The 13,917-nt window shown below is 49.2% G+C and carries 8 protein-coding genes and 1 CRISPR repeat array; of the genes, 4 read left to right on the forward strand and 4 right to left on the reverse strand.

What is annotated here, in order from left to right:
* Positions 1–189: 189 nt before the first annotated feature.
* The 4 genes from JSQ80_RS13720 to JSQ80_RS13735 form a co-directional block, all read right to left on the reverse strand.
* Positions 190–2,250 (reverse strand): methyl-accepting chemotaxis protein, encoded by a 2,061-nt coding sequence (locus JSQ80_RS13720; RefSeq protein WP_206095665.1) that lies wholly within the window; start codon positions 2,248–2,250, stop codon positions 190–192.
* A gap of 257 nt (positions 2,251–2,507) precedes the next feature.
* The gene (locus JSQ80_RS13725) at positions 2,508–3,698 is read right to left on the reverse strand and encodes a hypothetical protein (protein WP_240463657.1); all 1,191 of its coding nucleotides are present in this window, start codon (positions 3,696–3,698) and stop codon (positions 2,508–2,510) included.
* Between the two features lie 27 nt (positions 3,699–3,725).
* Positions 3,726–4,439, reverse strand: a complete 714-nt coding sequence (locus JSQ80_RS13730; RefSeq protein ID WP_240463658.1) for a YiiX/YebB-like N1pC/P60 family cysteine hydrolase — start codon at positions 4,437–4,439, stop codon at positions 3,726–3,728.
* Positions 4,440–4,569: 130 nt separating this feature from the next.
* Positions 4,570–5,832 carry an esterase/lipase family protein gene (locus JSQ80_RS13735; RefSeq protein WP_206095666.1) on the reverse strand — a complete coding sequence of 421 codons (1,263 nt, stop codon included), beginning with the start codon at positions 5,830–5,832 and terminating at the stop codon, positions 4,570–4,572.
* A gap of 439 nt (positions 5,833–6,271) precedes the next feature.
* Positions 6,272–6,768: a CRISPR direct-repeat array (repeat unit 30 nt; unit sequence GTTTTGAAAGTACCTATGAGGAATTGAAAC).
* A 1,090-nt stretch (positions 6,769–7,858) separates the two neighbouring features.
* Here JSQ80_RS13735 and hflX point away from each other — a divergent pair.
* The 4 genes from hflX to JSQ80_RS13755 all read left to right on the forward strand — a co-directional run bounded on the left by hflX (position 7,859) and on the right by JSQ80_RS13755 (position 13,906).
* A complete protein-coding gene (hflX, locus tag JSQ80_RS13740) occupies positions 7,859–9,130 on the forward strand; it encodes a GTPase HflX (protein ID WP_206095667.1) in 1,272 nt (423 codons plus the stop codon).
* A 122-nt stretch (positions 9,131–9,252) separates the two neighbouring features.
* On the forward strand, positions 9,253–10,623 hold the full coding sequence (locus tag JSQ80_RS13745) for an MATE family efflux transporter (RefSeq protein WP_206095668.1): 1,371 nt from the start codon (positions 9,253–9,255) through the stop codon (positions 10,621–10,623).
* Positions 10,624–10,750: 127 nt separating this feature from the next.
* Entirely contained in the window at positions 10,751–12,079 is a 1,329-nt protein-coding gene (locus JSQ80_RS13750) for a Spo0E family sporulation regulatory protein-aspartic acid phosphatase (RefSeq protein WP_206095669.1), read from the forward strand.
* Between the two features lie 81 nt (positions 12,080–12,160).
* Positions 12,161–13,906, forward strand: coding sequence for a hypothetical protein (locus JSQ80_RS13755; RefSeq protein ID WP_206095670.1), 1,746 nt, complete (start codon positions 12,161–12,163; stop codon positions 13,904–13,906).
* Positions 13,907–13,917 lie beyond the last annotated feature (11 nt).

A 13,917-nucleotide genomic window follows, 5' to 3' on the forward strand; every position in this document is an offset into this window, starting at 1 on the left:
GTATATTTGCAGTTGAAGACGCTCCCCTTCGCTATTTCATCAACCGTTCGACCATACCATAGAGCGCATCTGGACAATGCTGGCATCGTGGTTACTGACCGAAGGGGAGAGTGATTGGAAACTAAAAATTATACCTTGGTGTAGCGGATGCTCTATAATTCACGAATCCTATCAAGGAGTATCCCGTTATCATTCGGTTTTGAATTTCGAAGCTGCTTCGCTCAGCTCTTTGGTCAGATTGTCAATTTTCTCGATCATGTCAGAAAGCTGCTGGACCATGGCCGATTGCACCTGAATGGTCGCTGTCACTTCCTGCACGGAAGCCGACACCTCTTCGCCCGAAGCCGATAAGCTCTGAGCGAACTCCATGACATCGTTCTTATCCTGCTCCATATCGGCCATTTCTTGCGCCAAGCCGTTGATTTGCTCCGTGATATCCATGACGTTCTCCAAAATAACTTGGAAGGATTGCTGCGTCTGGCCGACATAATCATCCTGCTTGGCGGAGACTTCTTGCAGCTCCTGCACACTATGGTTGGTTTCATCGACCAGATGCAAGTTCTGCTCGATGATGGCATTAATGTCGTTGGATTGCTTAGCGCTCAGTTCCGCCAGCTTGCGAATTTCTGTAGCGACCACGGCGAACCCCTTGCCGTGCTCTCCGGCGCGCGCGGCTTCGATCGAAGCGTTCAACGCCAGCAAATTCGTTTGGCTCGCAATCTTCGCGATGGCTTCCGTAATCATGCCGATCTGTTTGGAGCTTGCTTCGAGCTTCTGCGTCATGGCAGAGATTTTGCCCACCTCTGCTTCATTTTTGTCGTTGATCTGGATAAGGTTCTCGACCACTTGATTCCCGGCATGGAACACTTCGATAATCTGTTCGGATCTTTCCTTCACAGACATGGACGTCCCGTTTATGTAAACGATCTTCTCGCCAAGCCCGTTGAACTTGTTGACGATATGCTCCGTATCTTGGGCTTGCGATTCCATCGCTTTTGCAATTTCCATCGTTGTGAGGGACGTCTCGTGGATGGATTGCGTGGTTTGCTTGGAAGCGGAATCCAGTTCGTTCGTGCTGGTATTCAAGTGCCGTATCGAGTTGTTCATGTTGGCAATAAGGTGTTTGTTCTGTTCGACCATCACCGTAAAGCTGTCCGCCAGGTCTTTGAATTCACTCTCATATTTTCCGGCGGCCACAACCGTCAGGTCACCTGCAGCCAATCTCTTGAACAGCCCGGTCAATCTGATAATCGGATTGGTAATCGAGCGGGAGATCAACAGACCTGCTCCCAAGAAAAGCAGCAATGCCACCACGGTAATAATGCTAATGTTCAGCAGCAATTTATTGAGCGGACGCTTGATGTTTTCGTAGCTGTCTTGCACGACTACAACCCAATCGGCACCGGGAATCTTCGTGTAGCGAATATAGTTGTCTGGATCGTCGATATCGCCGCGCAATATTTCCTCTGTTGGCGCGCTGCCCAGCACTCCGGCAAATTTGGCGGCTTCTACTTTTTGCCCCTCCATTTTCTTATCTGCATAATGGTAAATGACCGTTCCGTTCCGGCTCGTAATAAAGATCCTTCCTTGGTCGGCTTCGCCTGCCTGTTGCAACTGGTTCACAAAAAATGAGGTGCTGACGGTGGCAATATAGACGCCCTTCACACCGCCATCCTCTGCTTGAATGGGTTGAGCGAATACAACGACCTGATTGCCCGTGCTCTTGGAAATAATCGCATCGCTTATGAATGCTTTCCCGCCCATGGCCGCTGTGAAATATTCGCGGTCTGTACGGCTTTGCTGAATGGCGTCTTTATTCGAGCTTGCAATGACGAGGCCGTTGGCATCGATAATTTGAAACGCCTCGACTCCATGGCTGCCCTGGCTGCTTTTTGCCAACAGCTCATTGGCTTTTACAAAGAGAGGATTGTTATTCGAGAAAAAATCAGCCTCAGGCAACTCATTCTTCGCGCGCAGCTGCAGCAAATCGACAAACGTGCGATGAATCGAGCCCAGATAAATCGATTGCTCTTCGAGCCGCACTGCTGACCATAGGCCTTCTCCAATGCGATCGGCATTGAGCTGCATGCTGTTCTTGCTTTCCTTCAAGAGCAAATCGGAACTGAACCAAAATAATAGAGAGCTGGTTCCAACTAACATAATTACGGCTAAAGCGCCGATGAGCATCGGCAGCTTGATTTGCAGCGACATGTTGGCAAAGCGAATGTTCCATCCTTTTCGTGTTGGCATGTTTGTCAACTCCTGCTGTGATTAGTATGCATCCTAGGTGTACCCCTTAGCGTATGTTTCGGGTGATCTCCTCCTTTATTTTCTCGGTTGGGTATTGCAGGTGAAAGGCTGACGAATGGCACAATTACGGGGGCGTATGTCTATTAAACATAAATTAGTGCCTGTTGATCTATCGGTAAATTAAGCTAATATCATGAAGCTGCGGCTCCGCAAAAAAAGCTGCCCCAAGGTCTTAGACCCCGAGGCAGCCTTTCCGCTTACAGATCACCCAACATTTGAAAATCGTACAGGTAAACTTCAGGCGAGATGACATCCTTCACCTTCGGAATGAGCAGTTCCGAGACAAGCGTACCGTCTGCTAGGCGATATTTTTCCACTTGGTGCGCACGATTGCCTTCGTCGAAACGGTACAGGTAGAAATACGGTCCCCGCACATAGCCCATCTCATCGTTCAAGTAGGTTTTCCGCTCGAAGCGGTATAGGGAATACGGGGTTCCCGCCGTGTTGGTCGGAAGCGAGAAAGGGAAGATCGTCCCGTACCCGTCCACGTAATACAACGTATTCTGTTGGATGCCGATGCTGTTCGCGCTGAGCGAGAAGAAGGTATTGTCAGGCTCGTTGCCGTACGTATGCAGCGGGTATGTGTTCGTTTTGCGGGTATGTTTGTCGATTTCCATGACTTGAAGCTCGATGCGGTTATCATCGGCACGGGTGGAGTAGACGACGTACAGCTTATCTTGGTAAGAGATCATGTCGCTCTGCACAATCAGCGAGCCGGTGTACATGTCCCGCACGGGATATTTGGATTGAATCAGCCGGCCGTTCTCCGGCTTCAACACGACCAAGTTCAAGCCTTGAAGAGTTTCGTGGTTGGAAGTCAAGGTGTACACGGCATGCTCGTCGCTGCCCTGCGCTTCGACGAATTCCCCGATATCCTCGCAGTGATGAAGGTTTTCGTCCCCCCAGCGGAAGGTGGAGACGTAGGCGGAATCCGGACCGATCCCTTTGTTGAACAGGGCATAATATTGCTTGCCTCCGGCCAGATAGCCCGCGGTCTGCCGATATCCGGCGCTGACGGTGCAGGGAGAAGCATGAGTTGCTGCTTGAAGCGAGTTATTCTGAACGTGCACTTCGTTCTTCCGCTGCACGACAAGGCTGTTGGCGGCGGGAAGCTTGACGGGAGCGCTCCACTCCAGGCCTTCCCCCTTAACACTGCGAACGGTTCCCGCCTTGCCGATATATAGCAGGTACGAGCTTCCCTTGTTGTAATACTCCTTCGATAAGGAAGTGGAATAATAGACAAGGGCCACGGCCTCATCGAGCCGGATGTCGGATGGGTCTTGGTTGGTGGGAGAAGTGGCGCTGCATGAGAGCAGAAGGTGCATGATGCCGAGCTTGAGGAGGAGTAGACATGACCTTTTTACGGCATACGGCAACGATGTTCGCATTTTGAATTTCATCCTGAGACGGCAGGATTAGTAGCTTTTTAAAGTAATGAACATAGAGGAATCCCGGATATCGAGCGGATAGACGCCAAGCCCGCCGTCCATATCAATGTCGATGTTGGCCTTTTCTTTGTAGGCGCACCAGACGAGCTTGGAGCAGTTCTTGTCTCCCGAGCACGAAGTCAACCGGTTCGCGGCGAAATTATACGAATAGCTGTCGCCCAGGCGGCTGTTCGCCCAATCGGCGGCTTGCGATCTGGCAGTCGTGCTGGCGTATTCTTTCTTGAGCGTAATGATTTTGGAGCCTGGATCGACGCGTTTGTCGATCAGCTTGACTTTGCGGACACCGGTGCTGGGTACGGACTCAACGATGTAGTCGGGGGTATAGTAGATGCCGACGTGGCCGTGTGGAATGCCGATGGTGGCGGCAGTTTCGAAGAAGACGTCGCCTTTGCTGCTGGAAGCGAGCGGATATATGCCCGAACCTTTGTCGGCGGAGCGGACAGACATTTGCGGCTCCGGCATCTTCAAGCGCAGCTCTTCGTACATTTGACGGGCGATGGCATCGCTGGATTGCTTTGTGACGTTGGAAGCGTATTCAATATCGGATGCAAGCTGCTCTTTCGTGACATTCGGATACAATTCCAGGATCCGGTCCAGGATGTCGTCTTGGCCGAGGGCGCTGATTGGGGAAGGCAACACCAGCACGAACAGGATAAGGGCAAACACAAACTTTTTCATCATTATTCCTCCTTAGACATTAAAATAGGCTTACACGGCCATTATACAGCCGGCGCGGAAAAATATTCAATAAATTTACACATTTTTAACACATATTGCTGTTTCTGAAGAAAGAAGCGCCGAGAGTAAGAGATCAAGGCTCTTGGAGCCATTGCCCGATCAGATTGGCTGAAGCCGCTGTCCAACCGAGCTCCATATGATTGTGCCGCACCGTTGCATTCCCAGCCACATTGCCGATGCCTTGAACGGAGGCTGCGCTTTGGAGGAAGACGACGCCATCGCTTGGACCCGTGTGCTCATGATGAATGACGGAAATGGCGTTTTCATTGCCCGACAGCAGATACGTCTCGATTGTCGCCGGAATGCCCGCAGCCAAGATCGTATTGACGAGCGACCCTTGACGTATCGCCGCATCGATGCCGTCTCCGCCCGTAACAAATCCTTGGCCGCCATAGTAGGTTGTATACCAATCCTGCTCGTCAAGGGGAAGCGGGTATACATCCGCCCATTTCGCCAGCATTTGCCTCTGTCCCGGGAAAAAGTCGCCATGCTCCGTGGCGTAGATGGATAGCTCGGGGTAATGCCGCCACAATCCGTAGCACATCATCTGCGTATGCGGGGAGGGGGCATTCGTCTTTCCGCCGCATGCGGGAAAAATGCCGAAGTTGAAGGTCCAGCCGTGGCGGAAAATGAAATCCATGCCTTTGTTCGGATTGGCGATCAGGATTAGCTTGCGAATATTGTCGGCATATAAGGTGCCGCCGGCTTTGGTGACGGAGGACGCGTACATTCGGGAGGCGAACGCGCCTTTGCTCCAGCCGATGACGTCGACCTTGCTTGCGCCTGTGACGTCCTTGATGACGCTGATCGCATCGTGGATCAGTTCGGCGGCATAATAGTTGTCCCCGTGCTTATGGCCGAAATTGATCGCAAATACTTTGTAGCCTTTCCCAGCTAAAAATTGCATCAGCCCGGTGTTCGGGCACACAGCGGCGCCGCAGGCGTGGGAACCGGCCTCGTTCGGATTGGCCCAGGCCCGATCGGCGTTGTCATTGGCACCATGGACAAGAAGAACTGGCGTCGGCACCGGATTCGTATCGAACTGTGGAGCGTAGTAGAGCAAGAAACGGCTGGAATGCGGCTGCTTCACTCCGCCGAAAAACGTCAGCCGCTGGCCGTTCTGATCGCCCCGGCCGTCTGCGGGGTAGTCTTCGGCGGCGAAGAGCGTGCTGTTGTCCTTCCAGCGCTCCACCTTGCTCCAGCCATTGCTGACGTTCGCAAACGTCTGCTCCAGTACGAGCTTTGCCCCGCTTCCCTGAACGGAAGAGAGCGGAGCCAGCAGCGCGCAGACGAACAGCACAGCGGCTGCAATGGCAGGCAAACATCGTGCATGCATCAACATCCTCCTTTGCTTGGCGGCTGTCTGCACCTCCCGGTCGGCGTACAGCCGCTTTGTTGTAAGAAGCGCCGCATGTCGGCACCAATCCGATTATACAAGTAAGCGGTTGCAAATGAGTTGCACGTGAAGAAGGCGATGTGGAAGTATTGGAGTGTTTCAATGACTACGGACATTAAAACCTACTCAAAGAGAGCATTTGAGCGGAAGTAACGTATCAAACATGTGCACAAGATTATTGATCTAAAATCTGTCGTCGACCCCCAATAGCGTAAAAAGTGCCGGGGATCGACGACACTTTGTTTTTCAAAGGAAATTGGAGTATCACCGAGTTACAACGAGATTTAGGGGAGAAGTTGAGACATCTTCTTTTCTGTGAAAACATGGGGAGGAGAATAAGTTTGATTTGTCGAAAGCTTTAGGGACAAGGTTTTTTGGGGTTTTGAAAGTACCTATGAGGAATTGAAACGCTGAACAAAAATTATCTCGAAAAGGTTCTGGCTGATGTTTTGAAAGTACCTATGAGGAATTGAAACTTTGTGAAAGTCTTTTCGATGCCTTCTACGAGACTTGTCGTTTTGAAAGTACCTATGAGGAATTGAAACTATTATTCCTCTTCTATTTCAAAAAGATCTTCGACGTTTTGAAAGTACCTATGAGGAATTGAAACACAACCGAACACTATACGGCAATACACTGGCTTGCAGTTTTGAAAGTACCTATGAGGAATTGAAACTCGTACGGGGAATTTGATTTCCCCAGCGGGGAGAAGGTTTTGAAAGTACCTATGAGGAATTGAAACTCTTCCTCGGCGGATTAATCCGCTCCTTATGCTCGTTGGTTTTGAAAGTACCTATGAGGAATTGAAACATATGTTCGTCTGTCGCCCCGACGCTCGGGTGGATAGTTTTGAAAGTACCTATGAGGAATTGAAACCTGCTTGCTCTTTTTGACTTTTTAAAGGCGACAGGTGAGCTTTTATCCACTTAGCATTTCTGCTAAATAAGCTATATTGCTTCTTCTGTGCTGATAGTCCAGTCTTCGTTGGATTCTGTCCAATGAAATAGCAAGGTTATAGCTTGGCAGAGAGGTTCCATTGGAATTCGTCCAGTGGATTTGGACTAATTAAGGGGAAATCACGACAGAACTGTGAAATCCGCTGTAAGAAATACAGTCAAAGTGCGGTTTGGACGTGAAGTCTGTACATTTCACTGTACGATTTCCAGTGGAATATGCATGTTACTTTACAAGAGTGCTGCAACATGCGAGCGGCGTTCCCTATTTATCCGGCATTCCCACAGTTAAAATGGCTACTTGCTCTGGCGGTTCCGCTGTGCTAAGATAATGGTAACTTTTACAGAACGGAGGGGTTCCCCATGATTGATAAGGCAGCCTTCTTCCTTTTCGGAAGAATCCGATTGAACCTTTTTGACACTAACTGAATAGTGCTCAATGACTCTGCCTGTGTGCAGAGTAATCGGGATTGGTCTGCCTATTTTTAGGGAACCCTATAACCTGCATCACAGAAGAGGGAGGACGAATTCGCCCTCTTTTTGTGTGCCCTTAAAACATAGTACCTGCCAAGGATGAAGCGCGTACCGTCAGTATCTTGATCGAACGCTCCGCCTGCTGCCTGTTTCCTCAACGTCTTGTTATCCATACGCGAGGACTGCGGCAGAGCGGATGTTCATGGATCTATCGACGGCAACCAAGCTGCTGTTTGGGTGATTGCCACTTCGCCGCTCGTTGTGCCCTTTTTGCAAAGGGACTGACGCCAGCGGGCGCAGTGTGTGTTGTCACCTGAGTTGCGTAATTGATCTGCGCGTATTAGCGACTTTTTTCCCGTTTGCTCGAAGCACAGGCGATACGTCTGTGTTTTTTTTGCGTTTATTCGCATGTGACGGTCAAGATCGATCAGAAGGTTTGAAAACACATTTCTGGAACAACCTCTTTATGCGCGCAAACTCGCGAACAGAAGGGGCATACTGGAACATTATCTACAAGTAAAGTAACGGAGGAATCACATATGGAACAACTTACCGTACAACCGCAAAAGGCGATCATCGCCGGCGTTAATTTGAATCACCAGCCGGATTTCGAATATTCCATGGAGGAGCTTGCGAACCTGGCTGCTGCTTGTGATGTAGAGGTCGCAGGCATCGTGACGCAGAATCTGAGCAGGGTCAACACGTCGCATTACATCGGCACCGGCAAGCTTCAAGATGTAAGAGCATTGATGGAGCTGCATCAGGCAAATATGGTCATCTTCAACGATGAGCTGTCTCCTTCCCAGATCCGCAATCTGGAGAGCGAGCTCGATTGCAAGGTTATCGACCGGACGATACTCATTTTGGATATTTTCGGCGAGCGGGCGCGCACGAGAGAGGCGCAACTGCAGGTCGAGGTGGCGGAGCTGCAGTACATGCTGCCGCGCTTGGTCGGCTTGCGTGAATCGCTCGGCCGTCAGAGCGGCGGCGTCGGCACGAAGAACAGAGGGGCGGGGGAGAAGAAGCTGGAGCTCGACCGCCGCAGAATCGAGGAGAAAATCAACGCCTTGAACAAGGAACTGGAGGTGCTCGTCGCCCACCGTCAGACACAGCGCAAGAAGCGCAAGAAGACCGAGGTTCCGGTTGTATCGCTCGTCGGTTATACGAATGCGGGCAAATCTACCGTCATGAACGCGTTGGTGGAGCTGTACACAGAGACGAAGGACAAATTCGTCTTCGAGAAAGATATGCTGTTCGCCACGCTGGAGACGTCCGTGCGCAATATCGAGCTGGAGGACAACAAGACGTTCCTGTTGACGGATACGGTCGGCTTCGTCAGCAAGCTGCCGCATCATCTCGTGAAGGCGTTCCGTTCGACGCTGGAAGAGGTGAAGGATTCGGAGCTGCTCGTCCATGTCGTTGACTTCTCCAATCCGGAATACGAGCAGCACATCCGCATTACGAACGAGACGCTGAAAGCAATTGGCGTGGAGGACATTCCGATGATCTACGCCTACAACAAAATCGATCGGAAGGAAGGCGATATCCCGCAGTCGCAGGACGACATCGTATATACGGCGGCCAAGCAGAAGCAGGGCATCGATGAGCTTATCGGGGCGATTCGGGAGCGGATTTTCAAAGATTATGTAACATGCGAGATGCTCATTCCTTACGATCAAGGCCAGCTTGTCTCTTACTTAAACGAGCATGCGACGATTCTCGCGACCGAGTATGAGGAGCATGGAACGAAGCTGACGCTCGAATGCAGACAGAGCGACTACTCCAAATACGAGCAGTACGTCTGCAATTAAACAGTTAACAACTTAGAACAGCCTAATTTTACGGTGAAAAATATTGGTAGCTAGTCCATGAAATATTTGGTACGATATATTCCGCTTACAAGAATTGATGCTGCAGACAGGTGGAACTTCAAGTGAAGAATTGGAAAAGTATTTTGCTGTTGGCGATCCCGTCCTTGCTGTCCTTTGCCACGCAGACGGTAATCGGGACGATCAATCTGATTATGGTGGGGCATTTGGGCGCTATCATCATTGCGATTGTGGGCGTCGTTAACATTATCATTTATAATACGTTCGCCTTATTTTCCGGCATCGGACATACCGTTAACTATATGGTTGCCCAGAACTATGGCGCGAATGAGATGAAAAGAGGGATTCGGCGCACCTACATCGCTCTTTATATTAGCATGGCGGTCGGAGGATTGCTGTTCTTGACAGGTTTGTTTTTCTCCGGCAACATTCTGTATTTGACCAGCGGGTCGAAGGAAATTGCCGAGATGGGGACTTATTACCTGCAATTGCGGATCTTTGCGCAGTCGTTCGGCATTGTCTCGTTCTCGCTGCATGGCTTTTTGCGGGGAATCGGCGATACGAGAACCTCGATGATTCTGTCGATTGTCAGCAACGTTACGATTGTGGCGTTGGTGTACGTGCTGACGTTCGGCCATTTTGGATTCCCGGAGCTGGGACTGAACGGAGCGGGCTATGCGATATTAATCGGCGAGATCGTCGGCTTTATTTTGGCGCTGTATGTGTTTTTTGTAAGGAAGCATAAGCAGTACAACACGCGGGCCAGAGTGAAGGTGCGGCTGACCGAATTGAAGGAGCTCGTAAGCGAAAGCTTCAAGCTCGGGATGCAGGAATTTTCGATGAGCGTGTCCATGTTTATTTTCACAATGTTCGTCGCACGGCTTGGGACGACGGCACTGGCTGCCAACGAAATAGCCCTTAACGTGATGGCATTCGGGTTCATGCCGGCGTTTGCTTTCGGATCGACCGCGACGATTATGGTCGGGCAGGAGATAGGACGCGGCGAGCCGCTGCGAGGCAGGCGGGTAGGGACGGATGTTGCCGTCATGGGCTCCATATTCATTCTGCTGCTTGGCGCGGCGGAGTTCATCTTTGCAGAACCGATTGCGAAGCTCTACAACAATACCGACCCGGAAGTATTCCATCTGGCGGCGGTGCTGATTATGACTTCGGCATTCCTGCAGCTGTTCGATGCGCTATATAACTTTTATGCGGGCGCTTTGAGGGGCATTGGGGATACGACCTTCCTTATGCGCGCTTCGCTCGTCACCAGTTGGCTCATTTTCGTGCCGCTTGCGTACGTGTTTATTTATGTATTCGACTGGGGCAGCATCGGAGCATGGATGTCGCTATACCTATATTTGATGGTGCTTGGCATTTCGTTGATGGTGCGTTTTTATCGTACGGATTGGGGCAACATCATCATCAAGCAGACGGTGGAGGGACGGAAGCAGGAGAACTCCTTGAGTGTATAAAGGACGAAAACAACGCGTTGATTTTTATGCGCGTTGTTTTTTTATGTGCGGCATAAACGATTTACAGAACAAACATGAAATGGTAAAGTGTAGGTGGTTTGTGATTCCATTTTAAGGATGTGATGGTGTGGGTTCCGTCAGTACTGTGATTTCAACATTGGGGGAACTGATTCAACGCTATCGGAATGAGCGCTCAATGACGCAGACACAATTGGCCGATTTCTCAAGGATTAGTAGAGGAAGCATTTCCAAAATCGAGAACGGTAACATGAAACGGCTTAATTACAAAACGATACAACCCATCATTTTTGTGTTGCAAATCCCCCTGCATGAAGTGCTCGATCATTTTATGTTAACTGATCCCCGTTCAGAGACATTGTTCGAATTGCTGCTGGATTCCATTGCCTATCAGGATAGTTCATTGACGGCAAAAATAGCGTCACTGTTTTTGACTTCTCGAGATGAAGAGAGCGGCGTTTTACTGAAAAAGTTATTTCACATGACCCAACAACTATCTGGTACAGACGAACTTCAACTCACATTATTTAATACTGTCATTACCTATGCCAGAATCCACGGCAAGCAATCATACGTTGCACAAGGCATGCTTCATAAGTATTTAGTGCAACGAAATGATTTTAGCAAGCTGGAAGAAACATATGAATCCGGTAAATTTGTCTTGCAATATGTCGAGTTTTTATCTAGCGAAGAGCGAGTCACTTTATATTACAAGCTTGGTGTGCATGCGTATCATTTGAGAAGGTTCAACGAGTGTATAGAACTGCTGCAAAAATATCTCAAAGAAGATAATACCGACAGCAGTTTAAAGGCTTACTCCACTTTGGCGATATGTTCCTCCTATTTTCATCAAAAGCAGTATGACCTAGCTGAGAAGTATTTGAAAGCATTCAGCTTGTTCAACTTTCCTTTTGTCAAAGAGAATGTGGACTTCATGACAGCCAAACTTAATGAAAGAAAGGGGAAGATCGAATTAGCGATTGAGCAATTGAAACAATGTTTGGATTCATCTACCCACAAGATTAACATCGTGAACTCACTCCTTACTTATTATCTCTCAAACAATGATCTGCATGCTGCGCATCAATTATTTCAACGTGAACAAGAGTTTATGGAAGTAGATTTATCCAATCCTATTATTAAAAATGGAAATGCGCATTACTATATCAAGAAAGGGAAATATTTCAACAAAATAGGAAAACAAAATGAGGCGGTTGATTCCTTCATAAAGAGTGTGACTATGTTCGAGGAACTTAGCGAGGCGGATGAAACATTAATCAGAAAAATCGAGAATACTAGACTGTTAATGATAAAAGCAGTCCAGGAAGGAAAGAATTTCACAGATGATGATGTGGTCCAAATAAGCCAACAACTTGATACTTATTTAGTTGAAATCCAGAAGAAAGGGCTTATTAAAAGAGTGATGTGGACAAGTTAGCTAGGGGCTTAAAGGGCAGAAATAAAAATGAAAGCGTTGTCTACTATGCTGGAGATTTATTTCTTTTATAAGGAGGAAACTATGAGATCCATATTCAAGCGTTGGTTGAAGGTGGCCCTCATTGCCTGCTTCATCCTAGGCACGAACCATTCCATTTATGCGGCAGAGGTGCGCTACGATTACAATCAGAACGGCCAGTTGTACAGAACGGAAAGTGGCGAGGAGATGTACAATCTGAATTACGATTCCAACGGGAACATGGTAGGGAAAAGAAAAGGGGACACCCAGCTTCAAGACTCGACCATTACCAATGTGCAAAATGCTGTGTTTGCGCATGGAGATCAGCAGCTAGGCACGCACTGGCTGAAAGTAACGGAAGGAACGGCTAACGCGCATTATGCAAGAATGCAGGCAGGCTCGCACTACTTTCAACAAATAACGGCTTCGAACATGAGCCGCGATGCGATCGCGGGTGTAAAACAAGAGATTCCAATCTCCGTTCTCCCCCATCAAGGCTTGCAAATGAAGGCCGCCGTGGAGGCAAAAAACTTGACTAACGCAACAATCCAACTGCTGGCCTCCTATCGTACGGATAAAGGCTACACGAAGCCCGAAATCGTGCAGTCTTATTCATCTAACACGAATGGATTCATAACCTTGTCGGGCAGGGGGCCGATAGTTCCGGAACATGCAACGCAAGCAATGATCTATATCGTGATTCGTGCCGGGGGGGATCAGGCCGCCGGGGAATTGAACATAAGAGGCGTCTACGCTATGGTCGGCCATAACGACAATGATCTGATAAACGGCGATTTTCAAACTGTTGGCACGGGGGAAGAGCCGGTATTGTGGGAGCGCGCCATGGACCGGGTCCGGCAGGCGCACATTCAGTTGCAGCGCGACAACCGCAATCAATATGTGAAAGTGTCGGGTTCGGGCATCGGTAAAGACGGGTTTCTTGGAGTGACCCAAAAATTCGAGACCAGAAGCGTCTCCTACCATGTCAGCGCCGCCGTGAAGATCGAACAGCTCAACGGTGCGGCAGCTGAAATTGCCGTCGACTTTTACAAGAAAGACGGGACATGGATCGAAAGACAGGTGGTGCGGCAGCATCCTCATCTGACGGCAGGCAAATTCATTACCGTATCCGATACGATAAGCGCGCCCTTGAAAGCGGATTATGCCGCGCTAATGGTTGGAATCAAAGCGCTGAGTAATGAAGCCGCGGGAACCATTTATGTGGACAATGTGCAATTTCGGTTAGGCACATACCAGGGGATATTATCCAACTTTAAGTTTGATTACAGAAGTGAGGATGATCCAACGGTAAACGGTTGGGAGATCATCGCGCCTGATTCGAAGAAAGTTCAAGCGGATCTGAAATATATGGATGGCAAAACGCTTCATCTCATCACTGCAAAAGACCTGAGCGGATGGGAGGCGGCTGGAATTAGCCAAGAACTATCTGTAAATAACATCACGAAATATTATTTAAGGGTTGGCGCAAGTGTGCGTCAGCTTAAAGGAGCAATATTCATGGTCACAGTCAAATTTTATGACCGCAATGGCGCGCCAATTCAATTTATAAGCTTCAAGGATCCGACATATTATTCCGTCACCGGGAATGAATTCGTAACGAAAAGCACAACTAGTTATGCGGTGCCTAAGGATGCGGCAACGGCCCGTGTGAACGCGGTCATACGTTCTGAATCCCAGATCGGGGAAGGCAAAGTGTTAATCAACTTCATTCACTTCATGCCATCAGGTCCGCCTCCGGACGGTCCGATTAGCGTGCCAACACCGCCTAAGCCGCCCGCAACCAGCTAAATCAAATAAAC

Origin of the sequence: Paenibacillus apiarius (assembly GCF_017052585.1) — a bacterium.
Classification (GTDB): Bacteria; Bacillota; Bacilli; order Paenibacillales; family Paenibacillaceae; genus Paenibacillus_B; species Paenibacillus_B apiarius.

Bases quoted from the DNA above. Each gene is read 5' to 3' on its own strand.
- JSQ80_RS13720 (WP_206095665.1), bottom strand. From the start codon at position 2,250: ATGCCAACACGAAAAGGATGGAACATTCGCTTTGCCAACATGTCGCTG.
- JSQ80_RS13725 (WP_240463657.1), bottom strand. From the start codon at position 3,698: ATGCGAACATCGTTGCCGTATGCCGTAAAAAGGTCATGTCTACTCCTC.
- JSQ80_RS13730 (WP_240463658.1), bottom strand. From the start codon at position 4,439: ATGATGAAAAAGTTTGTGTTTGCCCTTATCCTGTTCGTGCTGGTGTTG.
- JSQ80_RS13735 (WP_206095666.1), bottom strand. From the start codon at position 5,832: ATGCATGCACGATGTTTGCCTGCCATTGCAGCCGCTGTGCTGTTCGTC.
- hflX (WP_206095667.1), top strand. From the start codon at position 7,859: ATGGAACAACTTACCGTACAACCGCAAAAGGCGATCATCGCCGGCGTT.
- JSQ80_RS13755 (WP_206095670.1), top strand. From the start codon at position 12,161: ATGAGATCCATATTCAAGCGTTGGTTGAAGGTGGCCCTCATTGCCTGC.